Source organism: Pseudonocardia oceanicola (assembly GCF_047200735.1).
Lineage (GTDB): Bacteria > Actinomycetota > Actinomycetes > Mycobacteriales > Pseudonocardiaceae > Pseudonocardia.
On record NZ_JBJZON010000023.1, the window covers coordinates 22,955 to 47,567 of the forward strand.

Here is a 24,613-nt window from a genome sequence, read left to right on the forward strand (position 1 = left end):
CGGACCGGCGCCGGGCAGCCCACGAACGGGCAGTCAGTGGGTCAGGACGTCCGCGACCGGGCGGAGCCGCTTCGAGCCCTCGTCGACGTGGTAGTCGACCCCCCGCGTGGCGTCGGGGCCGTTGCCGACCTTCAGCGCGTGCAGCACCGCCGAGCCGACGACCGCCACCAGCAGGTTGAGGACCAGGGCCACGAAGCCCACGTAGATCTGCACCGACGAGCCGGCGAACGGGTGCCAGCCGACGAGCGTCAGCTTGTCGAGGGTGAGTGCCGAGCCGCCGAAGTGCGCCTTGCCTGCCGCGGGGTTCGGGATGAGGGACAGCAGGTACATCCCGTAGGCCATGCCGACGAGCCAGCCCGCCACCAGCGCCCAGCGGTGCAGCCAGCGGGTGTAGAGCGCGATCGCGACCGCAGGCAGCGTCTGCAGAATGATCACGCCACCGATGAGCTGCAGGTCGATCGAGAACTGCGGGTCGACGAAGAGCACGAACGCCACCGCCCCGAACTTGACGACGAGCGAGGCCAGCTTGGCCTGCCGCGCCTCCTGTGCGGGCGTGGCGGAGCGGTGCAGGTACTCCTTGTAGATGTTGCGCGTCCACAGGTTGGCCGCGGCGATGGACATGATCGCCGCGGGCACCAGCGCCCCGATGCCGATCGCCGCGAAGGCGACGCCCGCGAACCAGCTCGGGAACTGGCCGTCGAACAGCACGGGGACGATGGTGTTGGTGTCGGCGCGCCCGGTCGCGTTGTTGGTGATCGGTTTCACGCCCGCGGCGATCGCGACGTAGCCGAGCAGGGCCAGCAGCCCGAGCAGCAGCGAGTAGGCCGGCAACGCCACCATGTTCCGCTTGAGCACGTCCCGCCCGCGCGAGGCGAGCACGCCGGTGAGCGAGTGCGGGTAGAGGAACAGCGCGAGCGCCGAACCGAGGGCCAGGGTGATGTACTGCAGCTGGTTGGTGCCGGTCAGCAGGATCGAGCCCTGCGGACGCCCGGTCGCCGGGCTCGGCTGGGCCAGCTTGTCCGACGCCGCCCCGAAGATCGCCGACCAGCCGCCGAACTTCGCGGGCAGGTAGATCACGGCGACCAGGATGACCAGGTAGATCAGGATGTCCTTGACGAACGCGATCAGCGCCGGCGCCCGCAGCCCGGACTGGTAGGTGTAGACCGCCAGGATCACGAAGGCGATCAGCAGTGGCAGGTGCCCGGCGAACCCGGTGCCGTTGAGGCCCATGGTCCGCAGCACGGCCTCGAGGCCCACGAGCTGCAGCGCGATGTAGGGCATCGTCGCGACGATGCCGGTCAGCGCGACGAGGAAGGCCAGCAGGGAGCTGCCGTAGCGGCCGCGCACGAAGTCCGCCGGCGTCACGTAGCCGTGCACCCGGGAGACCGACCACAGTCGCAGGACCGGCAGGAAGACGAGCGGGTACAGCACCACGGTGTACGGCAGCGCGTAGAAGCCGAGCGCGCCCGCGCCGAACATCAGTGCCGGCACCGCGACGAAGGTGTAGGCCGTGTAGAGATCGCCGCCGACGAGGAACCAGGTGATCCACGCGCCGAACTTGCGGCCGCCCAGCCCCCACTCGTCGAGGTGGTCCAGCCCGCCGCCCCGCTGCCAGCGCGAGGCGACGAAGCCCAGCACCGTCACCACGCCGAAGAGCACGACGAAGACGGACAGCTCCACCCACTGGATCACCGCCGGGCCCCCTCGTCGAGGTCGTCGACGCGCTCGTCGGCATCGGGGGCGTACTCGCCGTCGCCCTTCGTCCGCAGGTAGACGATCAGCACGCAGACCACGCCGACCGGCACCCACAGGAACTGGGACCAGTAGAAGAACGGCATCCCGAACAGCACCGGGTCCGTGCTGTTGAACCACGGCGTGACGAGCATGAGGAGCGGGACCAGGAGCAGCAGGTTCCAGGGGCTCCAGCGGAACCCGCCGGAGCCTCGACCGTGTGCGGCCATCACACCCCGTTTCGATCGACGACGACGCAGACCGGCCCTCGGACTGCGGCGCATCGTAGATCGGCCACGGGCAGACCGCCGGATGTGCGCCGACCGCGGTGGACGCGACACCCGGACGGGATGGCCCCGGCACGCGGACGGCCCGCCCCGGATGTCCGGGACGGGCCGTCGCGAGGCGCGCGTTCAGCTCACATGCCGAGGCGCTGCTTGAGGTTCTCGAGCTCGTCGCGCATCGAGGTCGGCAGCTTGTGGCCGACCTTGTCGAACCACTCCTCGATGAGCGGGATCTCCTGCTTCCACTCCTCGGGGTCCACGGCGAGCGCCGCGGCGACGTCCTCGGCGGAGGCGTCGACGCCCTCGAGGTCCATCTGGTCCGGCGTGGGCACGTAGCCGATCGGGGTCTCGGCCGCGGCGGCCTTGCCCTCGATCCGCTCGATGACCCACTTCAGCACGCGGCTGTTCTCGCCGAAGCCCGGCCACAGGAAGCGCCCGTCCTCGCCCCGGCGGAACCAGTTCACGTAGAAGATCCGCGGCAGTTGGCCGGCGTCGGCGCTCTTGCCGACGTTCACCCAGTGCTGGAAGTAGTCGCCGACGTTGTAGCCGAGGAAGGGCAGCATGGCCATCGGGTCACGGCGCACCTGGCCGAGCCCGCCGGCCGCGGCCGCGGTCTTCTCCGACGACATGGTGGCGCCCATGAAGGTGCCGTGCTGCCAGTCACGGGCCTCGGTCACCAGCGGGACCGTCGTCTTGCGGCGGCCGCCGAAGAGGATCGCCGAGATCGGCACGCCCTTCGGGTCCTGCCACTCCGGCGCCACGACCGGGCACTGCGAGATCGGCGTGGTGTAGCGGGAGTTCGGGTGGGCGGCGTCCGTGCCGGACTCGGGCGTCCAGTCGTTGCCCTTCCAGTCCGTCAGGTGCTGGGGCTCGCCCTCCAGGCCCTCCCACCACACGTCGCCGTCGTCGGTCAGGGCGACGTTGGTGAAGATCGAGTTGCCCGCCTCGATGGTGCGCATCGCGTTGGGGTTGGTCTTCCAGTTCGTGCCCGGCGCGACGCCGAAGAAGCCGAACTCGGGGTTGACCGCGTACAGCCGGCCGTCCTCGCCGAAGCGCATCCACGCGATGTCGTCGCCGACGGTCTCGGCACGCCAGCCGGGGATGGTCGGCTGCAGCATCGCGAGGTTGGTCTTGCCGCAGGCCGACGGGAAGGCCGCCGCGACGTAGTAGGCCTTCTCCTCGGGGCTGATCAGCTTGAGGATCAGCATGTGCTCGGCGAGCCAGCCCTCGTCGTGCGCGATGGCGGAGGCGATCCGCAGCGCGTAGCACTTCTTGCCCAGCAGCGCGTTGCCGCCGTAGCCCGAGCCGAAGGACCAGATCTCCCGGGTCTCCGGGAAGTGGGTGATGTACTTCGTCTCGTTGCACGGCCAGGGCACGTCCTGCTGCCCCGGCTCGACGGGCGCACCGACCGAGTGCACCGCCGGGACGAACTTCTCGCCCGCGGGGCCGTCCAGCAGCGGTAGCACCGAGGCGCCCATCCGGGTCATGATCTTCATGGAGACCACGACGTACTCGGAGTCGGTGATCTCGACGCCCAGCATGGGCTCCTCGGCGTCGAGCGGGCCCATGCAGAAGGGGATCACGTACATCGTGCGGCCGCGCATGCAGCCACGGAAGAGCCCCCGCAGCGTCTCGCGCATCTCGGTGGGGTCGGCCCAGTTGTTCGTGGGACCCGCGCCGTCCTCGGTGGCCGAGCAGATGAAGGTGCGCTCCTCGACCCGCGCGACGTCGTCCGGGTCGGAGGCGGCGTAGAAGCTGTTGGGCTTGCGCTCCTCGTTCAGCTTGACGAAGGTGCCGGCCTCGACGAGGCGGCTCGTCATCCGGTCCCACTCGGCGGCGGACCCGTCACACCAGACGACGGCCTCCGGCGTCGTCAGCTCCGCGATCTCACGCACCCATGACAGCAGGCGCGCGTTGGTCGTGGGCGCATCGTCGATCCCTGGGACGGTCGCTGCGGTCATCGTGAGTCTCCTAGCCTGGCCGGCCCCCGTTCCCCGGCCGGGGAATGCTGGCAGGACCTCGCCTGGTCGGGACGAGGCCTGTAACGGGGAAAGATGACTACGGAGGTTACCGGTCGGGCCCGGTTCCACACATCGGCGCGAACTGTCGATTGACTCACAGCACCGATCATGGAATCGATTCAGTTCGGCCTGACCACCGTCCTCACCACCGCGTTCGCGGAGGATCCGGCCGAGTCGGCGCCGCCGCCGCGGGACGCGACGAGGCCCGGCGTGGTTCAGGGATGCGACGACCTCATGACACCCGTGTGAAATCGGGCTCAGGCCTTATGAATTCGAAAAACGCAACGATGCTCGACGGAACAGCAATTCCCGTCCTCGTCAGGCGCTGCGCAACGCACCCGTGCGCGTCGGGCGGCCCGGGGGCCGGGTCGGGGTCCCGGCGATGGCCGGGAGCAGGATCGGCAGCCGGTGTGCCTGCACCTGCCAGAAGCGCGCCTCGGGCTCGCCGGCCCGCCAGGCGTCGGCCAGCCGGGCGGCCGCCTCGGGATCGGTGACCCGCCGCGGCCGGGGCCGCATCCCGCACCGGGCACGGATCTCCGCGTCCAGCGCGCGCCAGGCGGCCTCGGCCGTGGAGAAGACCTGCACGTCGGCCGGGCCGTCCTCGTCGCCCACGACCAGGGTGTACGCACTCACGGCGTCCAGGGACACGTCCGACCTCCTCGCACTCGTCGGCCGCGGCGTCGGTGGCGCGGGACGGGCTGCTCGATGACTTCCTCCGACCGAGGCTCAACGGACATGGTGCGGACCGGTCACGCCCGCGGGGGCGCGACGCGCCGGACGGACCTCCGGGGACGACGAGGGAAAGCGCCGAACGGCGTTTGACCGCGGGGTGAGCGGGGTGTTCGCGCGGCCCCGCTCAGGCCGGGTCGCCGAGACCGGCCAGCAGCTCGGCGAGGGCCACCGGCTCGCCCAGCATCGGCCAGTGCCCGGTCGCCAGCTCGACGAACGACCACTCGGGCCCGGCCATCTCGGCGAAGGCCGGCACACCGGCCGCGATCAGTTCGCGTGCCTGGGCCTCGGTGAAGCTGCACGCCACGACCGTCTTCGGCAGGGACGGGTCCGGCCGGCCGCGCCGCACGCCCGTGAGGATCACCCCGGCCGGTTCGAGGAGCGAGCGGGCGTGCAGGTCGGCGAAGGTCTCGTCGTCGAGCCCCTCGGTGCTCGTGCCCAGCCGGGCGAACTCGGCACGGGTGGGCATCGGCTGCGCCCCCCGGTCGGCGACCCGGGCCCGGATCCACTCCTGCGCCTCCGGGGGGTTGAAGTCGATCTGGGGAGTCCCGTCGGGCAGCGGGCCGGTGTCGACGAACACGAGCCGGGTGACCCGGTCCCGGGCGCGCTCGGCCGCGGCCGCGCAGACCGGCCCGCCGCCGCTGTGTCCCACCAGGACCGCCGGGCCGGCCTGCTCGAGCGCCTGCACCACGTCGTCGACGTGGCTCTCCGCGGTGGCGTCCGGCTCGTGGCCGAGCGCCACCGGGTGCACCTCGTGTCCCGCGGCGCGCAGCTCGGCCGCCACCGCGTCCCACACCCAGGCCCCCGACCAGAACCCCGGGACCAGCACGTATGTCGTCATGAGGCAGACGGTAGAGGCAAAACAGGACGGATCCTGTCCTGTTGCGGCCGCGCCCGCGCAGGCCCAGGACCACCAGACCGGCCCCGCGCAACGAGCGGCCGAGCACCAGCTGCAGGTACTGCCTGGTCTCGGCGCCGGCCGCGGAAGTGGATCTCCTCGCTGCACGGCTAACGCGCGCTCGTCCCCGGCCGAGTCCCGACACGGGGGGACGAATCGGATGGTGCTGGTACGACGTGGGGTCGTCGAGGTCGACGTGGACCGCGTGGGCGCGGGTCCGCCGGTGGTGCTGCTCGGCTCGGTCGCGGGCGGGCGGCAGGTGTGGGATCCGCTCGCCGACTCGTTGCTCGACCGCTACCGGGTGCTGACGCTGCAGATGCACGGCCACGGCGCCACCCCGCCGTGGTCGGGCGCGCGGCCGCAGACGCTGACCGACGCGGTCCGGCTGGTGCACGCGGTGACGGCCGGCGGTACGGAGCGGCTGGCGCTCGTCGGGCACTCCTTCGGCGGTGCCGTCGCGATGCGCGCCGCCGTCGAGCTCGGTGAGCGGGTACGGGCCCTCGTCCTGATCGAGCCGATGCCCTTCGCCCTGCTCGCCCGGGCGGGCCGGGGCGACCTGCTCGACGACGTCCGGGCCTCCCGGGACCGGTTGCGGGCGGACCTCACCGCCGGCAGGCGCGACGAGGGGGCGCGCGCGCTCACCGACCACTGGCTGGGCACCGGCGTGTGGGACCGGCTGCCCGCGGAGCACCGGGCCGCGATCCACGCGGCGCTCGGGCACCGCCTCGCCGAGTTCGACGCGCTGACGGACCCGGGCCTCACCCTCGCCGAGGTCGCCACCGCCGAGTCACCCACGCTGCTGATCCACTCCCCGACCCCGGTCGAACCGGTCCGGGCGCTCGTCGACCTGCTCGTCGGGGCGCGGCCGGACTGGGAGCGCGCGGCGGTACCCGGGGCGGGTCAGGGGGCGCCGCTCACCGGGGCGGCGGCGTTCGGGCCGCTCGTCGGGGAGTTCCTCGACCGGCACCTGGGCCGGTGAACACCGCCGGTCCCACGGTCACCGCCGGTCCCACGGTCACCGCCGGTCCCACGGTCACCGCCGGTCCCACGGTCACCGCCGGCGCGCACGGCCCGGTGCTGCGCTCCCGGCGTCCACGTCCCGGCGTTCACCTCCCGGCGTCCACCTCCTGGCGTCCACGTCCCGGCATTCACTTCCCGAGGGACACCGAGGACATCCGGAAGTCCGGGATCCGCATCGTGGGCATCCGCGCGCGGGTGAACCAGTCCTTCCACTCCCGCGGCAACGCCGGCTCGGTGCGGCCGACCTCGGCGGTGCGGCGCAGCATGTCCAGCGGCGAGTAGTTGAACCGGAAGTTGTGGTCGACCTCGGCGGTGACCTCGCCCCCCTCCACCAGGTAGACGCCGTCCCGGGTCAGCCCGGTGAGCAGCAGCGTCGCCGGGTCGACCTCGCGGATGTACCAGAGGCAGGTCAGCAGCAGGCCGCGTTCGGTGCGGGCGACCATCTCGTCGACCGTGGCGGCGGAACCGCCGGTGAGCAGCAGGTTGTCCCCGGGCGGGGTGAACGCGGTGCCGAACTCGGCCGCCTCGGCCCGCGAGTACACCAACTCGCCGACCACTCCCTCGCGGATCCAGTCGACCCGGCGGGTGGGGGCGCCGTTGTCGAACACGCTGACCCCGCCGCCGGAGCTCGACGTGATCACGACGGGCTCGTACTCCAGCCCCGCCGCCGTGGGGTCCGAGTACAGGGTGAGCGGGAGGTCGGTGAGCCGCTCGCCGACGCCGGCCTTGCCCGTGAACGCGCTGTGCCCCTCCTGGGCGGCGCGCCCCTCCATCGACCAGCCCGCGTAGACGAGCATGTCGGAGACGGCCGAGGGCGGCAGCACCGTCTCGTAGCGGCCGGGATCCAGGCGCACCTTCCGCGCACCCCAGGCGAGCCGCTGCTCGGCCTCCGCGGCCAGGGCCCGGACGTCGACGTCGGTGAAGTCCGTGGTCGCGGTGCCGGTCCATGCCGAGGAGCCGGCGTCCTTGACGTTCAGCTCGACCGAGCCGTTCGGCTGGACCCAGCGGCGGCGGACGCCGGTGGACGTGCCGAGCCAGGTCGTCGTCAGGGAGTGGTCGGCGAACCCGAACTGGCGCAACGGTCCGGCCAGGACCTCGGCGAGGCCCGCGGCCAGGTCGGTGTAGACGGCGATCGAGGTCGCCGCGGCGGGTTCGGCCCAGCCCGGGTCCGCGTCGCCCGCCGGCTCGGGCAGCGGCGCCGCGTCGCGCGACGGTCCCGCGTCCCGGGCACTGCGCTCGGCCGCGGCGACGAGCTCGCCGAGCCGCGCGACCTCGGTGATCTCCTCGCCCGACGACACCGTGCCGGCCGCGGTCCCGCCCGGCACGTCCACGAAGGCGATCACCGTGACGCGCGACGAGGTGGTGTGCCCGTTCGTGGTCATCGTGGAGTTGGCCCAGCGCAGCACGGCCTCGCTCGTCTGCGAGACGATCACGACGCAGCCGGCGAGGTGGGCCGCCGCCGCGAGCACCCGCTCGACCGTCGTCTGTGGAGTGAGCGCGGCACTCGACACCGGGTTCACTCGCCCTCCTCCCGGGTGTTCAGGACGTTCACGCCGCGGAAGAGCGCGCTCGGGCAGCCGTGGCTCACCGGCGCGATCTGCCCGGGCTGGGCCTTGCCGCAGTTCATCGCCCCGCCGAGCCGCCAGGTCGACGGCCCGCCGACGGCGGCGAGCGCGCCCCAGAACTCGGTCGTGGTCGCCTGGTAGGCGACGTCGCGCAGCTGTCCGGTGAGCCGGCCGTTCTCGATCCGGAAGAAGCGCTGCCCCGTGAACTGGAAGTTGTAGCGCTGCATGTCGATCGACCACGAGCGGTCGCCGACCACGTAGATCCCGCGCTCCACGCCGCCGATCAGCTCGTCGGTCGTGGTGTCGCGCACCGGGTCCGGCTGCAGCGAGACGTTGGCCATCCGCTGGATCGGGACGTGGTGCGGGGAGTCGGCGAAGGCGCAGCCGTTGGACCGCTCGAGCCCCAGGCGGGGGGCGAAGGTGCGGTCGAGCTGGTAGCCGACGAGCGTGCCGTCGCGGACGAGGTCCCACTCGGAGGTGGCGACGCCGTCGTCGTCGTAGCCGATGGTGGCCAGGCCGTGCGGGACGGTGCGGTCGCCGGTCACGTGCATGTGCCCGGACCCGTAGCGCAACGTGCCGAGCCGGTCCGGGGTGGCGAAGGAGCCGCCGGCGTACGCGGCCTCGTAGCCGATCGCGCGGTCGTACTCGGTGGCGTGCCCGACCGACTCGTGGATCGTCAGCCACAGGTTCGTCGGGTCGATCACCAGGTCGTAGGCACCGGGCTCGACGGACGGTGCCTTCGTCTTCTCCGCCAACAGCTCCGGCAACCGGGCGAGCTCGTCCGCCCAGTCGTGGGACGTGCCGGTGAGGTACTCCCAGCCGCGACCGGCGGGCGGTGCGAGGGTGCGCATCGACTCGAAGGTGCCGGCTCCCGGGTCGACGGTCGTGGCGCTGAGCCCGGGCTCGACGCGGACCCGCTGCTGCAGCGTGGTGGTACCGGCGAGATCGGAGTAGAACTTGCACTCCCGCACCTGCGTGACCGAGGCCTGCACGTGGTCGATCCCGTCGGCGGCCAGCAGCCGCTGCGACCAGTCGGTGAGCAGCTCCACCTTCTCCCGGGTGGGCACGGTGAACGGGTCGATCTCGTAGGCGGACACCCACACCGCGTTCGGGTACACCGGCTCGTCCGCGCGCTCGACCCGCTCCTGCGCGACGGGCGCGAGGGTGCGTGCCACCGCCACCGCCCGCTCCGCCGCGGCGCTCGCGGCCTGCACGGTCAGTTCGACGTGCGAGGCGAAGCCCCACACCCCGTCGACCAGCACCCGGACCGCGAGCCCGGTGGTGACGCCGTCCGACACGGCCTCGACGGTCCCGTCCCGCAAGGAGATCCGCTGCGACACGATGCGCTCGACGCGCAGGTCGGCGTGCTGCGCACCCAGCAGCCGGGCCCGGCTCAGCGCCGCACCCGCGAAGGCCTGCAACGGGAGCGACCGGAACTCCGGGTCGACGGCGTCGACCGGGTCCGGCCCCAGGAGTCCGGGGGCCGCGGGATCGGGGGGACGGGAGCCGGGGACCACCCGCCCACTATCGCGCACCTGCCCGGAACGGGGCACCTCCACGGCACGAGCCGCCGACCTCGCCCGGTCAGGGGTCGGTGAACCAGGTCCACGGGGCCCACCACCGCACCTCCCCGTCCTCGTCCGCGCTGGACGGTCGGGTCGCCGGCGCGACGGTGCCGGGGCCGAGGCGGAGGACCCGGTCGGCGAGGCCGTCGGCGTCGAGGTCGGTGTGCAGCAGCAGGTCCGGGCCGGCAGCCACCACGGTGGTGTCGGCGTAACCGTCGGCGTCCGTGTCCACGTCGGCCGGTCCGACGGCCACTCGGGTCGGCGCACCGCCGGACCACGGGTCCACTCCGGACGCGAGAGGCTCGGCGAGGACCGGGGCGTCGACGTCGTCCGGCCGGTCAGGGCGCACCGGGGCCTCCCAGCGCACGCAGCTCCGCGGAGAGCGCACCGCGGCGCTGCGCCGCGATCCGGTCGAGCAGCTCCGTGGACCGTCGCTCGAGGTCGATGAGCAGGGCCGACACCGCGGCGGCCGCGCCCGCCTCGGCGTCCCGCAGCGCGGTGTCGAGCCAGTACGCCCACCGCTCGCGCTCGACCGCCGCCCGCCGGCGCCGGGCGAGCAGCACCACCGCCGCGAGCGCCAGCCCGAGGGCGAGCGGCAGCAGGGTGCGCCCGCCCGCGACGGACAGTCCGAGCGCCGGTGCTCCCGCGACGAGCACCAGCGCCAGTCGCACCACGCCCGTGCCGGACCCCGCCCGGACGAGCGCGTCGAGCCGGCCGACCCGGCGCGGGGGCTCGGGCAGCCCCCGCACGGTCGGCGAGGGCACGGACAGGGACGGGCCGGACAGGGACGGGCCGGACAGGGACGGGCCGGACAGGGACGGGCCGGACGGGGACGGGCCGGACGGGGACGGGGTGTGCGCCGAGCAGGGGAGGATCTCGGGCGGCAGCGGAACCGGACCCAGCATCCGCCCCGCGATCCGGCGCACGACGGCCTCGGCCTCCTCGCGCACCCGGCCCGGCACGGCCCCGCAGACCCGGTCGAGCGCCGGGCCGAGCACCGGCGGCAGGGCGGTGCGCGGCCCGCTGATCCACGGGCCGCAGAGCGCATGCAGGTCACGAAGGGAGGCAGTGAGATCCGCGGTCGCGCGGAGCCGGACGAGGGCGAGATCACCACGCAGCCGCGCCCGGTGCCGCCCGTCGACCTCGGCCAGGGCCTCGCGCAGCTCGGACCGCCTGGCGCGCAGGGCCTGCGCGTGCCGACGGGTGGTGGGCGGGGGCACGGCGGTGGTGGTCACGGGCAGGAGCCTGGCGCGCCCGGAGTGGTGGTGGGGCGGGAACGGCGGAACCGTTCACCGTCGTGAACACCCGCCGCGGTCGGTGCGGGGACCACCGTGGCCGTCGGAGCCCCGGAGCGGCGGGGTCTTCGGAGCGGCCGTCTCGGCCCGGCGCGTGATCGGGCACGGGCGACCGCTCCGGGTCGTCCGGGTCGTCCGGGTCATCCGGGTCGTCCGGGTCGTCCGGGTCGTCCGCGCCGTCCGCGAGGTCGGCGCTGTTCCGCGCCGCTGCGCATGCCCGAGTTCCGCCCGAACGCACCCCACCCCTCGCCCACGGGCCGCCGGTACGTCAGAGTGGGCGGTCGGGGAGAACGCGACAGGACGGGGGGACGGCCGTGGGTCGACGGGGCGGGGGAGCGGGCCGATGAGGCCCGGCGCACCGCCCGGTGCCGGTCTCACGGCCGACCCGGCCGGGACCGCCGGCCTCGAACCCGACCCGGCCGGCTGGACCGGCCTGGACCAGCGCGGCGTGCCGGTCGCCGGGGTGCTGACGACGGTCGCCGTCGCGGTCCTGGGTGCGTCGGCCGTGGTCGCCGTCGCCGCCCGTGAGCCCGAGCTCGCCGGCCCGGTCGCCCTCTGGACGCTCGCGATCGCGCTGCTGCTCGTCGGGCTCGCCGTCGCCACCGCGTACGCCCGCTGGCGCTGCTCCCGCTACCGCGTCACCGCCGACCGGGTCGAGCTGCGCACCGGCGTGATCGTCCGCCGGGCCCGGAGCATGGCGATCGAGCGGGTCCGGACCGTCGACGTGACCGCAGGCCCGGTCCTGCGGGCGTTCGGCCTGGTCACCCTGCGCGTCGGGACGGGCCAGCAGCGCGGGCGCGGCGAGGCGACCCTGCGGCTCCGGCCGGTCGAGCGGATGGAGGCGGACCGGCTGCGCACGGTGCTGCTCGACCGGATGCGGTCCGCGGGCGGACCGCCCGCGGGTCCGGCCGACGGCCGCATCGCCGAGCTGGACCCGCGGTGGCTGCGCTACGGCCCGCTCACCGCGGCCACCCCGCTGTTCGGGGTCGCCGTGCTCACCCTGCTCCTGGCGCTCGTCGACCGCCCGCTCGGCGGTCCGCTGCGCGACCTGCCGCCGGCGGCGCGGATCGGGCTCGCCCTGATCGCGATCCTGCTGGGCGGCGCCGTCGTCGCGTTCCTGGTCTACGCCGAGACGTGGAGCGGCTTCCGGCTCGACCGCGAGCCCGGCAGCACGCTCCGCGTCCGCCGCGGGGTGCTCACCACCCGGTCGATCTCGCTGGAGGAGCGGCGCCTGACCGGCGTCGAGCTCGTCGAGCCGCTGGGGGTGCGGCTCGCCGGCGGTGCCCGGGTCGACGCGGTGGCGACCGGCCTGCTCGTGGGCAGCGGCAGCGAGAGCACCGAGCATCGCACCCTGCTGCCGACGGCGCCGCGCCGGCTCGCCGAGCGGGTGGCCGCGCTGATCCTGGGCGAGTCGCGCTCGCCGACCGCCGCGGCGCTGCGCCCGCACCCGCCCGCCGCTCGGGGCCGCCGGCTGCGGCGGGCCGCCCTCGCCGTCCTGCCCCCGGTGCTCGCGCTGCTGGTCGCCGGCGTGGCCACCGGGGCGACGTGGCTGCTGGTGGTCGCGGGCGTCCTGCTCGTCGTGGGGGCACCGGCCGGTGCGGCGATCGCCCTCGACACCTACCGCGGGCTCGGCCACGCCGTGGTCGGCGGCTACCTCGTGGTGCGCGCCGGGTCGCTGCGGCGCAGCACCGTCGCGCTGCACCTCGAGGGCGTGATCGGCTGGACCGTGCGCCAGACGGTCCTGCAGCGACGCACGGGTCTGGTCACGCTCGGCGCGACCACCGCGGCCGGCCGCGGCGCCTTCCACGCCCACGACGTCGACGGGCGGGAGGCGCTCCGGCTCGCCGGCGAGGCCACGCCGTCACTCCTCGGCCCGTTCCTGGCCTCGGGTCCCGTCCCCGCGCGTGCCCCCGGCGACCAGCCGCGCGTAGCGGTGCCCGGCGGCCAGCAGGACGAGCCCGGCGCCGAGGAAGGCCGCGACCCGGGCCAGGCCGTCGAGCGCGAGCAGGTCGAACAGCACGAGCTTGCCGACCGCCGCCACCACCAGGACCGCGCCCGCCGCCCGTAGTGCGGGACGGGTGAGCCCGCGGGCCAGCAGGACCAGCGCCACGACCGTCCACGACACCGTGACGAGTGCGTGCCCGGCGAGGAACCCGGTGCGGTCGGGCGACACCAGCAGGGCTGCGGTCACCACCATGGTGGTGGCGCCGTGCAGCGCGACGAGCGCGAGCGGGACCCAGAGCACCGCGGTGCGGGCGTCGGCGCGGATCACGCCGGTCCGGCCGGCCGCGACCAGCGCCGCCACCGCCGCCGCGAGGACGAGGACGCCGAGCACGAGGCCGCGCAGCGGCACCGGCACGGCGGGGACCGAGGTCGGGTCCGGCAACCCGCCGGCGAGCGCGCCCAGGTATCCGACCGCCGCGAACGCGCCCCCGGCGAGGGCCGCCACGCGGCTCCGCACGGCCGCCGCGGCGACCAGGACCACCACACCCTCGCCGAGCAGGACCGCGTGCAGCGTGCCGCCGTCGAACGCCACCACGGTCGCCTCGAGGACCGCCACCGAGCCGGCCGCCAGCGCGGTCAGCCGGACGGCCGCGCGGCCCGCCGGGATCGCGAGGGCGAGCAGCGCCACCGCGGCGAGCAGCGCCAGCCCGGCCCCCGGCCACCGGTCGGTCCGCGCCGCGAGCGCCAGCAGCGGCAGCGGGGCGGCCGCGACCACCCACGCCGCCGCCACCGGGGCCGGTCGGGTGCCGGGCCGGTCGGGTAGCAGGGCCGGGCCGAGCCCGACCACGAGCGCCGCCACCGCGGCCGCGACCGCGGGGCCGAGCGGCTCGTCGTACGGGCCGACGAGGCCGTACAGGGCGGGCGGGGTGGCGGCCGTCGCCCCGAGCACACCCCAGCCGTGCCGGACCACCGCCGGCATCGCGGCGGCCTGCAGCACCACGACGAGGGCGACGAGCAGCGGGCCCGGCCCGTCGGCGACGAAGGGCGCCAGCAGGGCCGCCCCGACCACCGCCCCGACGGCGAGCGCCCGCGAGCGCCAGCGGTCGGCCAGCGCGACCCCTCCGGCCGCGACGGCGAGGGCAGCGGCCAGCCCGGCGACGTCGGGCAGCAGGCCGTAGAGCGCGGTGGCGGCCGCGACCGTCAGGTACAGCGCCGTGGCGCCGGTGCCCGCGAGCGCGAGCGCGCCGGTCCGCGCCTCGGCCCGCCGGTGCAGCCGCAGGGCGAGGCCCACCAGGACGGCGCCGAGGAGGGCGCCGGCGGCCACCCGCCCCGGCGGGGAGAACCACCCCCGCGAGGCCGCCAGCACGAGCAGCAGCACGACCCCGAGCAGGGTCACCGCCCCGCCCGTCACCGCCAGCAGCGCCGGCCCCGAGATCCGGCCCCGCAGCCGCTCGACCGCGGTGGGCGGGCGCGGCCCGATCGGTGCCGGGTACGGGAACCCCTGCCCCGCGGGCGGGCCGAAGCCCGCCGGGGGCGGGCCCCAGGGGCCACCGGCGGGCGACGGCGACACACCCGACGGTGGTGTCCACAGCGTGGTCACAGGATCGGTGATGTAGGGCCGCGACACGCGCGGCGGGACGGGCGGTGCCGCCGCGTCGGCGGACGGTCGCACGGCGTCCGGCCCGAGCCCCGCCCCACCCGTCGCGTGCGCACCCGCGGCGAGGTCCGGCGCACCCCCGCGCAGCTCGGTGACCAGCGCGTTCACCGTCCCGCCGAGCTCGTCGGCCCGGCGGCCCAGGACGGCGAGCTCCGCGGCCACCGACAGCAGCCGTTCGTCGAGCGCGGGCGGACGACCGGTCGATTCGGACATGGTGGGAGAGCCTGCCCCCGATCGGACCCGTCAGGATGCGTACGACTACGAGGATCGGGTCACGACATGGTCACGCTCCCCGGCCGGCCCGATCCCCGGCGAGTGAGATCGCGATCACCCGTAACCGGGGGTGGCGACGACTCGTTGTCCCGACTGGAGCGGACCCGTCTGGAGGTTGAGTGAGCGCCGTAACGCCCGCCCGTCCGGCCTCGTCGCCGGCGCCCCCCGGCGCGCCCGGGGCGCCGCCGTACCGCGGACCTCGGCCCGGCGGCCCCGGGCAGCATCCCGGACCGGGCCCACGTCCCGGCTCCTACGGGCCCCCGCCCGCCGGCTATCGCCCGGCACCGCCCGGCACCCTGCCGCCCGGGCCGCCGCCGGGGCGCTTCCACCCGCCGCCCGGCGGCCCGTCCGCCCCGCCGGCCGGGATCCGCAGGCCGCGCCCGCGGCCGTCGCCCCGGCGCTCGGGCAATCCGGCCGTGACGGTCGTCGTGCCGACCCGCAACGAGGCCCGCAACCTCGAGGTCGTCCTGCCGCAGATCGCGGCGGTGCGCCCCGCGGTGCACGAGATCATCGTGGTGGACGGCAACTCCACGGACGACACCATCGGCACGGCGCGTCGCACTTTGCCGGGGGTGCGCTGCATCACGCAGACCCGCAAGGGCAAGGGCAACGCGATGGCGTGCGGGTTCGCCGCGGCGACCGGCGACGTGATCGTGATGTTCGACGCGGACGGCTCGGCCGACCCCGCGGAGATCCCCGCGTTCGTCTCGGCGCTGGTGGCGGGCGCCGACTTCGCCAAGGGCACCCGGTTCGCGGCCGGCGGTGGCAGCGACGACATCACCCTGCTGCGCCGCACCGGCAACGCCGGCCTGAACTCGGTGGCCAACGCGCTGTTCGGCACGTCGTACACCGACCTCTGCTACGGCTACAACGCCTTCTGGGCCGACCTGCTCCCGGTGCTGGAGCTGCCGGACCCGGGCGAGCCGCAGCCGGAGGACGGCACGATGCTCTGGGGCGACGGGTTCGAGATCGAGACCGTGCTCAACTGCCGCATCGCCGCCGCCGGATTGACGATCACCGAGGTGCCGTCGGTCGAGAAACAGCGCATGTTCGGCGAGACGAACCTGCGGACCTTCGCCGACGGCACACGGGTGCTGCGTACCCTGCTCTCCGAGCACCGGCGCGCCGACAAGCGCAAGGACTGACCCGCGAGGCGTCGGCCGCCGGCGGACCGCACCCGGAGGACCCCGCCCCGTGAACCTGTTCGAGCCCGCACCCGAGCCGCCGGTCACCGCGACGGTGGTCGTCTGCGTCTACACCGAGAAGCGGTGGGCCGACATCGTCGCCGCCGTCGAGTCGGTGGCGGCGCAGGACGTGCTACCGGTGGAGACGATCGTGGTCGTCGACCACAACGAGGGGCTGCTCGGGCGGGCGCGCGAGGCGTTCCCGCAGGTGCAGGTCGTGCCGAACGCGCACAAGCAGGGCCTGTCCGGGGCGCGCAACACCGCCGTGGAGAGGGCGACGGGCGAGGTCGTGGTGTTCCTCGACGACGACGCGTCCGCCCGGCCGGGCTGGCTCCGCGCCCTGCTCGCGCCCTACGCCGACCCGGACGTCATCGGGGTCGGCGGGGTCGCGCACCCGCGGTGGCCGGTCGCGCGCGCGGCCGTCGACGACTCCGGCCGGCCCGCCACCCTCCCGGGCGCGCCCGGAGGGCGGGACGCGACCGGCGAGCTCGACTGGGTCGTCGGCTGCACCTACACCGGCCAGCCCACCGAGCAGGCCGAGGTCCGCAACCTCATGGGCTGCAACATGTCCCTGCGTCGCGAGGTGTTCAAGCGGGTCGGCGGGTTCGCCGAGGACATCGGCCGGATCGGCAAGAACCCCCTCGGGTGCGAGGAGACCGAGCTGTGCATCCGCGCCCGCCAGGCCTACCGGGCCGACGGGCGCGAGGTGAAGATCCTCTTCGAGCCGCGCGCCGAGGTCGACCACCGCGTCTCCGAGGACCGGGTCGACTGGTCCTACCTGCTCCGCCGCAGCTGGGCCGAGGGCCTGTCGAAGGCCGCCGTCTCCAAGCTCGTGGGCCAGGGGGACGCGCTGTCGACCGAGAGCAGGTACGTGGCGACGGTGCTGCCCAGGGCACTGGTCCGCGAGGTGCGGGCGAAGCGTCCGGCCGCCGCGGCGGCGGTCGTCGCCTGCCTGGGGTTCACCACCGCCGGCTACGTCCGCGGCAAGCTGCCCGGCGCCACCTCGCACGTCTCCCTGCCCGCGGCCGACGTGCCCGACTGAGTCGATGGTCAGCTCCGCCTCCCATCGCATCCCCTCCTTCGTCCACCAGCGCAACCGGCTGAGCGAGGGCCAGCAGCACGCGTGGGACCGGTGGTGGCCGGAGTACGGCGGCGACGTCGCCGCGGTCGAGCGGCTCGATCCCGAAACAGTGTTCGGCCGCCCGGCCCCGACGATCCTGGAGATCGGCTCCGGGATGGGCGACGCCACCGCCGCGATGGCCGCCGCGGCGCCCTCGGTGAACCACCTGGCCGTCGAGGTCTACGAGCCCGGGCTGGCGCGGCTGCTCATCCTGCGGCAGGAGGCCGGCCTGGAGAACCTGCGGCTGCTGCGCGGCGACGCGGTCGACCTCCTCGACCGCGCGATCCCCGACGGCCTGCTCGAGGGCATCCGGATCTTCTTCCCGGACCCGTGGCCGAAGCGGCGCCACCACAAGCGCCGCCTCGTCCAGCCCGGGTTCGTCGCGCTGGCCGCATCCCGGCTGCGTCCCGGCGGATGGCTGCACCTGGCCACGGACTGGGAGCACTACGCACTGCAGATGTGCGAGGTGTGCGACGCCTGCGCCCTGCTGCACCGCGCGCCCGACGCCGGTCCCGAGGGATGGCTGCCCCGGCCGGACTCCCGCCCGCTGACCAAGTTCGAGCAGCGCGCGGTGCGCGAGGGCCGGGCGATCCGGGACCTGCTGTACGTGCGCTGACCGAACGGCGTCGGCGTCAGTCCAGGGTGGGGGCGGGCAGGTGCGGCACCGCGCGGGACCGGCCCCGGAACTCGGCGACCACCTCGCCGGCCGCGGTCCGGACCGTCACGTCGTAGAGCCCGGACCTCCCGACGAGCGCACGCTCGACCGCCTCCGCCTCCAGCTGCTCGCCGACCCGCGCCGCACGCAGGAAGGCGACGTCGCCGCCGGAGGCCACCGTCGAGACGCCGTGGCTGTTGCAGGCGAAGGAGAAGGCGGCGTCGGCGAGGAAGAACAGGTACCCGCCGTGCACGATGCCGTGCCCGTTGACGTGCCGCTCCTCCACCGTCAGGGCGGTGCGCGCCCGCCCCGGGCCCACGTCGACGAGCCGGATGCCCGCGCCGCGGACCGCCTGGTCGTGGTGCACCATCGCCGTCGCGACCCGCTCCGCGGTGACCTGGGGATCCGCCGCGGAACCGTCCGGGGGGCCGGCTGCTGCATTCGTGCTCACCCGGTCAGTGTGACGGGCCGCCGCGGGCACCGGAGTCGGGATAGGGTCACGGGCATGCGCACCCAGCCCCGGGGGACCCGGATCCCGTGACGTCGACCGGCCCCCTCCCGCGCGTGCTGCTCGTCTGGGACGCGCCCAACATGGACATGAGCCTCGGCTCCCTGCTGGGCGCACGGCCCACCTCGGCCTTCCGCCCGCGGTTCGACGCCGTCGGCCGCTGGCTGCTCGACCTCGCCGGTCCCGACGCCGTGGCCGAGGCGTGCGTGTTCACCAACGTGGTGCCGGGGTCGACCGAGGTCGTGCGGCCGTGGGTCGAGGCCCTGCGCAACGTCGGGTTCGCGGTCTTCGCCAAGCCGAAGGTCACCGAGGACTCGGACATCGACGAGGACATGCTCGGGCACATCGAGATGCGGTCGCAGGAGGGCCACCTCCGGCACGTCGTGGTGGCGTCGGGCGACGGACGGGCCTTCCGGGAGCCGCTCGAGAAGCTGATCGAGCAGCACACGGACGTCACGGTGATCGGCTTCCGGGAGTACGCGAACTTCGCGCTCAACTCCGAGACGATCTCCTTCCTCGACCTCGAGGACATCGACGGCGTGTTCCGCGAGCCGCTGCCGCGGATGACGCTCGACACCCTGCCGGACACCGGCGCCTGGCTCCCGCCCTTCCGGTCCCTGCGCTCGCTGCTCGATCCGCGCCGGTGACCGGCGGGCCCACCCTCGAACCGACGCCCGGGCCGACTCCCGGCCCGACCACCGGGCCGACCACCGGGGGCGCTCGCTTCGCCGCGCCCGTCGTCCTGACCTGCGGGCCCGGGTTCCCCGTGCTGCGCGACGGCATCGTGGACGTCGGGCCGGACGGACGCATCGTCCGCGTCGGGCCGCGGACCCAGGCCCCCGCACCCGAGGGGCCGGTGCACGAGCTGCCCGGCCTGCTCATGCCCGGCCTGGTCAACACCCATTGCCACACCCCGATGCTGTCGCTGCGCGGGATGGGCGGGGACCTGCCGCTGCTGTCGTGGTTGCAGGACGTCATGTGGCCGGCCGAGGGCCGGTTCACCGACGAGCACGTCCGGGTCGGGATGACCGCCGGGGTCGTGGAGCTGCTGCGGACCGGCGCCACCACCTCGGTGGAGATGTACTTCTTCGCCGACGCCGTCGTCGACGCCGTGCTCACCGCCGGCTCCCGCGTCCTGCTGACCCCGGGGATCATCGCCGCGCCCGGCTGGGACCGGCTCGGCACCTGGGAGGAGATGCGCGACGGCGTCTCCGCCCGGATCGACGCCGACGGGCTGCGCTCCGGCCCGCACGACCGCGTCGAGCTCGGGTACGGCCCGCACTCGGCCTACACGCTGCCGCCCGAGGCGCTGACCACGACGGCCGAGGCCGCCCGGGAACGCGGCGCGCTGCTGCACGTGCACGTCGCCGAGTCCCGGCAGGAGGACGTCGCGCAGCGGGAGGAGTACGGCTCGGTCCCTGCCCAGCTCGCAGCCGTCGGCGCCCTCGGCGGCCGGGTGCTCGCCGCGCACTCCGTCCAGTTGTCCGCACAGGACGTCGCGCTGTACCGGCGCCACGGCGTCGCGGTGGCGCACTGCCCGGGGTCGAACGGGAAGCTGGCGGCGGGCCTCGCCCCGGTCGCCGCCCTGCGGCGCGCCGGCGTCCGGATCGGGCTCGGCACGGACGGCCCGGCCTCCGGCGACGATCTCGACCTCTGGCACCAGGCCCGGCTCGCGGCCCTCTTCGCCCGGGTCCGCGAGGACGACGCCGCCGCCCTCACGGCCGCGGACGTGCTGCTCATGGCCACCCGCGACGGCGCCGAGGCGATCGACCGGGCGGACATCGGGGCGCTGGAGCCGGGCCGCTGGGCCGACCTCGTGCATGTCGACCTCGACGACCAGGCGTTCCTCGACCCCGACGACGACGCCCAGCTCCTGTCCAACCTCGTCTGGGCCGGCGGGTCCCGGCTGGTGCGGGACGTGTGGGTCGCGGGGGAGCAGGTGGTCGACGACGGGGAGCCGGTCAAGGTCGACGCCGCGCGGGCGCTGGCGGACCTCCGGGCCGTCGCCGCGCGCCTGCACCACTGACCGACCTACCCTCGTCCGTGATGTGGGTCAACTGGTGGGGCGGGCAGCAGTGCCGGCCACGGCGGACCGACCGGCCGCTCGACGAGGCGGGGGTCGTCGCCGCCGTGCGGCGTGCCGCCGAGCGCGGCCACACGCTCCGCCCGGTCGGCTCGGGCTTGTCGGACAGCGCCCTGGCCCTCACCGACGAGGTGCACGTCGACTGCTCCGCGCTCACCGGGATCGTCGCGATCACCTCCGACACGGTCCGGGCCCGGGCGGGTGCCACCATCGGTTCGGTGCAGGAGGCGCTGGCGCAGCGCGGCCGGGCGCTGGCGACCGTGCCGCACGCGCCCGGGGCCACCATCGCCGGCGCGATCGCGACCGGGACGCACGGCGGCGGCGCGGCGATCGGGTCGCTGTCGGAGCAGGTCGTCGCGATGCGGTTCGTCGACGGTACCGGCCGGGTCCGCTCGGTCTCGGAGGACGACCCGCCCTGGGCGCCGCATGCGGACGCCGCACTCGACGCGCTACGCACTGGACTGGGCGCCCTCGGGATCGTCACCGAGGTGGAGCTGCGGACCGTGCCGGCCGAGGTCGTCGAGGCGCGCGAGGAGGCGGTCGGGGCGGAGGAGGCCCTCGCCGGCGGCGGCCCGCTCGACGCCCACCCGTTCGCGACCGTGGACGTGCACCTGCCCACCCGGGAGGCGCTGCTGAGATGGGCCGGCCCGGCCGCCGGTGAACCCGAGCCCGCGCCCGGCGGGCCGGTGGAGGCGCTCGGCCGGGCCGTCACGCGGCTGGGGCACACCGCGTCGGCGCAGTGGTCGGCGCAGCGTTCCCGGCCCGCGCCGCGCTGGGAGGGCACGGTGACCGGGACGGCGCACGAACTCCTGCCCGACCCGCACCCCCTGCGGGGCGGGTTCACCGAGTGGGCGCTGCCGCGGGAGGCGCTCGCAGCGGCCGTCCGGGAGCTCGGGGCGGCGACGGCGGCGCGCGACCTGGAGATACGGCGGCCGGTGGAGGTGCGGACGGGGCCGGCCGAGACGGGCTGGCTGCATCCCGCTCACGGCCGCGCGACCGGCTGGATCATGGTGCGGGCCCACCGGGGTGACGACCACGACCCGCTGTTCCGGCTGGTCGGCTCGGTACTCGAGGGGATGGGCGGGCGGCCGCACTGGGCCGGGCGCCATCCCTGGACGGCGGCCGACATGAAGCTGGCCTACCCGACGCTGCCGGAGTTCCTCGCCGTCCGGGACCGGCTCGACCCCGACCGCCTCTTCGGCGGCCCCCACCTCGAGGCCCTCCTCGGCCCCTGACCCACGAACGAGGGCCGGTGGCTCCGCGATCCGGTCACTCCCCCGGACCCCGGGCCACCGGCCCCCTGGTCGACGACGGTCCGCTCCCCAGCCGACCGACGTCCGCCGCGGCCCGAAGCTGCCGCGGTCCGTCCTCTTCCCTCGTCACCGGGGCTCCCCGGCCCCGGCGTCCTTCCCGAGCGGCGTCAGTACGCCAGGTGGTGGTGCCCCGCCCCGGACCCGACGGCCCGGCGGTGGTGGCGACCGGTCCGCGACGACAGCTCGCCCAGCGCCTGCGGACCGGTGTCGGTCAGCGAGGTGTAGGCGGGCGCGGCGGGCGCGTAGGTCGGGACGTGCGCGGCGTAGAGGGGGGCGCGATCGTGGCCGGCCGACACGGGTGCCGGGGCCGGCGGCGCGGGCGGCGCCGGCACCGACGGGGCGGCGCGCCCGGCCAGCGTGGTGTACGCCTGCACCGGGATCGGAGCGGTGAGCGGGTCGCGGCGGAAGTCCTCGATCGCGTCGACCGAGCGACGGCCGGACCGGCGGGTGGCCGGGGCCGGGCGCGCGGCCGGCTCGGACTGCCGGCCACGCCAGCCGCCGACCGTGAGGGCGTGGAAGATCGGCGTCTCCGCCGCGATCTCGGTCCGGCTCGCGTGGCGCCCCGGGAACGGACCGGTGTCCTCGACACCCCGCACCCGCACCATGGCCTTCCGCCGGCCGACCGCCCCGTCGAGGGCTCGCTCTCTGTCGGTCACGCCCCGCACCTCCGTGTCTCCCACTCGCGTCGTCCGTGTGCCGCGCGATGCTGCCATCGGACCTGTCCCCACAGGACCGTTCGGCCGCACACACCACCCACAACGGGGTCACCTTCTCGGGGAAACGGGTCGGGAGCGGTCGTTACGCGCTTTCGGGCCATCTCCATTCGTTCGGGTGGTGTGAGCGCACCCGAGAGCGGCTGCCGTTGCTCTCCGCGTTCGAAGGAGCCTCCTTCGAGACGCTCCGTGACGTCCCGGCGGGACGTCCCGGGTGTCCCACGGACCTCGCGAGGGGTCGGTACCTGCAGCTCCGCCCGACGCTCACCCGATCGGGACGACCCGGCCGCGCGGCTCCCGTCGGGACCGTCCCGATGATCACCGGGGTGAGCCCCGGAGCCGGCCGCGGCGACCCCGCCCGTGCGCCGAGCCGCAGGTCCGCACGATGTCCGGGTCCGCACCCCGGGGTCGGCCCCCGCCACACCTTCGGGCGTGATGCCCGTCGGGCTGCGTGTCAGCCGTCCGGCGCGCGGCCGACGATCGCTACGGTCCTCGGTGATGTCGCAACCACCCGGAACTCCGCAGAGTCACCGCCTGCTCACCCGGAGAGACCAGTAGCCGTCCTGATGGCGGTCAACTACACGAGTGTAATTCGGCGCAGAGTAATCAAGGCTGGCGGACGCTAGGCCAACTCGGTCAACACCGCAACTCCCGACCACCGGAACAGAGCCACCCCGCTCCAGCGTGGAGGTCGTCCCCGAACGCCTCCGCGGGAGGAGGGCCGAGGGGCTACCGTGCGCGAATGACCGACGATCGAGCGGGCGGGAGCAGCCCCGGGATCGCAGGCGAGGCGCCACGCACCCCCGAGCCCCCGGGCGCCCCGGTGCCCCCGCCGTCCCCGGTCGTCCCCGAGCAGCGCAGCCGGTCCGGCGCCGCGTCCTCCATCCCCACCCCACTCCGGGTGACCTCCGAGGTCGCCGCACGCACCCTGATCATCGCCGCGGCGTTCGGCCTGCTGGTCTTCCTCGTGATCCAGGTGCGGGTCGTCGTGGTCCCGGTGGCCATCGCCGCGCTGATCTCCGCGCTCATGGCACCGGTGGTGCACTGGCTCGTCGCCCGCCGGGTCCCGCGCGGCCCGGCCGTGGCGATCACCGTCGTCGCGGGCTTCTGCATCATCGGCGGGTTGCTGTCCTTCGTGATCAACACGTTCATCGGCGGCTTCGAGGAGCTGCAGCAGCAGCTGACCGCGAGCCTGACCTCCATCCAGCAGTTCCTGGCGCGGCCGCCGTTCAACCTCAGCTCCGAGCAGCTGCGGAACATCCCCGCGCAGATCGGCCAGGCGATCACCGACAACCAGGCCGACCTCACCTCCGGCGCCCTCACCACCGCCGCGACGATCACCGAGGTCGGCGCGGGGCTCGCGCTCACGATCTTCACGCTGATCTTCTTCCTGTACGACGGCCGCCGGATCTGGGCGTTCCTGCTGAAGGCCGCGCCGCGGGCGCGTCGGGAGAAGGTCGACATCGCGGGCCGGCGGGCCTTCGCGACGCTCGTCGGCTACACCCGGGCGACCGTGCTGGTGGCGTTCGTCGACGCGATCGGCATCGGGATCGGGCTGTGGGCCGTCGGCGTGCCGCTGGTCGTCCCGCTGGCGGCGCTGGTGTTCCTCGGCGCGTTCGTCCCGACCGTCGGCGCGGTGGTGAGCGGCGCCGTCGCGGTGCTCATCGCGCTGGTGGCCAACGGGCCGATCCCGGCCCTGATCATCCTGGCCGTGGTGATCGCGGTGCAGCAGCTCGAGGGACACGTGCTCCAGCCCCTGCTGCTCGGGCGCGCCGTGCGGCTGCACCCGCTGGCGGTGGTACTGGCGGTCGCCGCGGGCGTCGTCATCGCGGGGATCCCGGGCGCGCTGCTGGCCGTGCCGCTGCTCGCCGTGGTCAGCGCCGCCGTCCGCTCCTTCGTGCGCGACGACGAGCCCCCGGCCCGCACGATCAACGCCGTCGACCCGCACGAGGCCAACGCCGAGACCGCGCACCGCGTCCGGGTGCCGTCCTGGTGGAGCCGGGTCCAGAGCCGGTTGCGCCGCTCGGGCTGACCCCCGCCCCCGGCCTGAGGTGC

21 protein-coding genes and 1 pseudogene are annotated in these 24,613 nt (G+C 75.1%); 10 read left to right on the forward strand and 12 right to left on the reverse strand.

Annotation, left to right across the window (positions count from 1 at the left end):
- Positions 1–33 precede the first annotated feature (33 nt).
- From mctP to ACL02T_RS26415, 3 genes are all read right to left on the reverse strand, one after another.
- Positions 34–1,689, reverse strand: a complete 1,656-nt coding sequence (gene mctP / locus ACL02T_RS26405; RefSeq protein WP_412833556.1) for a monocarboxylate uptake permease MctP — start codon at positions 1,687–1,689, stop codon at positions 34–36.
- Positions 1,689–1,961 (reverse strand): DUF3311 domain-containing protein, encoded by a 273-nt coding sequence (locus ACL02T_RS26410; protein WP_412833477.1) that lies wholly within the window; start codon positions 1,959–1,961, stop codon positions 1,689–1,691. The genes mctP and ACL02T_RS26410 overlap by 1 nt, the downstream gene beginning before the upstream one ends.
- A 188-nt stretch (positions 1,962–2,149) precedes the next feature.
- Complete coding sequence (locus ACL02T_RS26415; protein ID WP_412833478.1) at positions 2,150–3,976, reverse strand: phosphoenolpyruvate carboxykinase (GTP); 1,827 nt, start codon at positions 3,974–3,976, stop codon at positions 2,150–2,152.
- Between the two features lie 168 nt (positions 3,977–4,144).
- Between ACL02T_RS26415 and ACL02T_RS26420 the strand changes: the two genes are divergently transcribed.
- Positions 4,145–4,285 carry a hypothetical protein gene (locus ACL02T_RS26420; RefSeq protein ID WP_412833479.1) on the forward strand — a complete coding sequence of 47 codons (141 nt, stop codon included), beginning with the start codon at positions 4,145–4,147 and terminating at the stop codon, positions 4,283–4,285.
- Between the two features lie 69 nt (positions 4,286–4,354).
- On the opposite strand, the gene ACL02T_RS26425 is transcribed toward ACL02T_RS26420, so the two are convergent.
- Both ACL02T_RS26425 and ACL02T_RS26430 read right to left on the reverse strand, forming a co-directional pair.
- Entirely contained in the window at positions 4,355–4,684 is a 330-nt protein-coding gene (locus ACL02T_RS26425; RefSeq protein WP_412833480.1) for a hypothetical protein, read from the reverse strand.
- A gap of 208 nt (positions 4,685–4,892) precedes the next feature.
- Positions 4,893–5,606: an alpha/beta fold hydrolase gene (locus ACL02T_RS26430; protein ID WP_412833481.1), complete on the reverse strand. Its 714-nt coding sequence runs from the start codon at positions 5,604–5,606 to the stop codon at positions 4,893–4,895.
- Between the two features lie 217 nt (positions 5,607–5,823).
- On the opposite strand from ACL02T_RS26430, the gene ACL02T_RS26435 reads away from it, so the two are divergent.
- Positions 5,824–6,642, forward strand: a complete 819-nt coding sequence (locus ACL02T_RS26435; RefSeq protein ID WP_412833482.1) for an alpha/beta fold hydrolase — start codon at positions 5,824–5,826, stop codon at positions 6,640–6,642.
- A gap of 169 nt (positions 6,643–6,811) precedes the next feature.
- Here ACL02T_RS26435 and ACL02T_RS26440 read toward each other — a convergent pair whose 3' ends face one another.
- From ACL02T_RS26440 to ACL02T_RS26455, 4 genes are all read right to left on the reverse strand, one after another.
- Positions 6,812–8,203, reverse strand: a complete 1,392-nt coding sequence (locus ACL02T_RS26440) for a metallopeptidase TldD-related protein (protein ID WP_412833483.1) — start codon at positions 8,201–8,203, stop codon at positions 6,812–6,814.
- The gene (locus ACL02T_RS26445; protein WP_412833484.1) at positions 8,200–9,765 is read right to left on the reverse strand and encodes a TldD/PmbA family protein; all 1,566 of its coding nucleotides are present in this window, start codon (positions 9,763–9,765) and stop codon (positions 8,200–8,202) included. The genes ACL02T_RS26440 and ACL02T_RS26445 overlap by 4 nt, the downstream gene beginning before the upstream one ends.
- A 67-nt stretch (positions 9,766–9,832) precedes the next feature.
- Positions 9,833–10,162: a hypothetical protein gene (locus tag ACL02T_RS26450; protein ID WP_412833485.1), complete on the reverse strand. Its 330-nt coding sequence runs from the start codon at positions 10,160–10,162 to the stop codon at positions 9,833–9,835.
- Positions 10,152–11,048 (reverse strand): hypothetical protein, encoded by an 897-nt coding sequence (locus ACL02T_RS26455; protein WP_412833486.1) that lies wholly within the window; start codon positions 11,046–11,048, stop codon positions 10,152–10,154. The genes ACL02T_RS26450 and ACL02T_RS26455 overlap by 11 nt, the downstream gene beginning before the upstream one ends.
- 403 nt (positions 11,049–11,451) lie before the next feature.
- Here ACL02T_RS26455 and ACL02T_RS26460 point away from each other — a divergent pair, with 403 nt between their 5' ends.
- Entirely contained in the window at positions 11,452–13,176 is a 1,725-nt protein-coding gene (locus ACL02T_RS26460; protein ID WP_412833487.1) for a PH domain-containing protein, read from the forward strand.
- Here ACL02T_RS26460 and ACL02T_RS26465 read toward each other — a convergent pair.
- Positions 13,090–14,922, reverse strand: a pseudogene (locus tag ACL02T_RS26465) (DUF2339 domain-containing protein); the annotation flags it as partial. The gene ACL02T_RS26460 and the pseudogene ACL02T_RS26465 overlap by 87 nt on opposite strands.
- 476 nt (positions 14,923–15,398) lie before the next feature.
- Here ACL02T_RS26465 and ACL02T_RS26470 point away from each other — a divergent pair.
- The 3 genes from ACL02T_RS26470 to trmB are packed head-to-tail and all read left to right on the forward strand — an operon-like array spanning position 15,399 to position 17,902.
- Positions 15,399–16,127, forward strand: a complete 729-nt coding sequence (locus tag ACL02T_RS26470) for a glycosyltransferase family 2 protein (protein WP_412833488.1) — start codon at positions 15,399–15,401, stop codon at positions 16,125–16,127.
- Positions 16,128–16,176: 49 nt separating this feature from the next.
- Positions 16,177–17,208, forward strand: coding sequence for a glycosyltransferase family 2 protein (locus tag ACL02T_RS26475; protein ID WP_412833489.1), 1,032 nt, complete (start codon positions 16,177–16,179; stop codon positions 17,206–17,208).
- Positions 17,209–17,212: 4 nt separating this feature from the next.
- A complete protein-coding gene (gene trmB / locus ACL02T_RS26480; protein WP_412833490.1) occupies positions 17,213–17,902 on the forward strand; it encodes a tRNA (guanosine(46)-N7)-methyltransferase TrmB in 690 nt (229 codons plus the stop codon).
- Positions 17,903–17,918: 16 nt separating this feature from the next.
- Here the strand turns inward: trmB and paaI are convergent, their stop codons facing one another.
- On the reverse strand, positions 17,919–18,311 hold the full coding sequence (gene paaI, locus ACL02T_RS26485; RefSeq protein WP_412833557.1) for a hydroxyphenylacetyl-CoA thioesterase PaaI: 393 nt from the start codon (positions 18,309–18,311) through the stop codon (positions 17,919–17,921).
- Between the two features lie 167 nt (positions 18,312–18,478).
- On the opposite strand from paaI, the gene ACL02T_RS26490 reads away from it, so the two are divergent.
- From ACL02T_RS26490 to ACL02T_RS26500, 3 genes are all read left to right on the forward strand, one after another.
- On the forward strand, positions 18,479–19,096 hold the full coding sequence (locus tag ACL02T_RS26490; RefSeq protein WP_412833491.1) for an NYN domain-containing protein: 618 nt from the start codon (positions 18,479–18,481) through the stop codon (positions 19,094–19,096).
- 95 nt (positions 19,097–19,191) lie between these two features.
- Positions 19,192–20,475, forward strand: coding sequence for an amidohydrolase family protein (locus ACL02T_RS26495; protein WP_412833558.1), 1,284 nt, complete (start codon positions 19,192–19,194; stop codon positions 20,473–20,475).
- Between the two features lie 20 nt (positions 20,476–20,495).
- Complete coding sequence (locus tag ACL02T_RS26500) at positions 20,496–21,767, forward strand: D-arabinono-1,4-lactone oxidase (RefSeq protein WP_412833492.1); 1,272 nt, start codon at positions 20,496–20,498, stop codon at positions 21,765–21,767.
- 185 nt (positions 21,768–21,952) lie between these two features.
- Here the strand turns inward: ACL02T_RS26500 and ACL02T_RS26505 are convergent, their stop codons facing one another.
- Positions 21,953–22,501 carry a hypothetical protein gene (locus ACL02T_RS26505; RefSeq protein ID WP_412833493.1) on the reverse strand — a complete coding sequence of 183 codons (549 nt, stop codon included), beginning with the start codon at positions 22,499–22,501 and terminating at the stop codon, positions 21,953–21,955.
- Positions 22,502–23,300: 799 nt separating this feature from the next.
- Here ACL02T_RS26505 and ACL02T_RS26510 point away from each other — a divergent pair.
- Entirely contained in the window at positions 23,301–24,590 is a 1,290-nt protein-coding gene (locus ACL02T_RS26510; protein WP_412833494.1) for an AI-2E family transporter, read from the forward strand.
- The last annotated feature ends 23 nt before the right edge of the window (positions 24,591–24,613 follow it).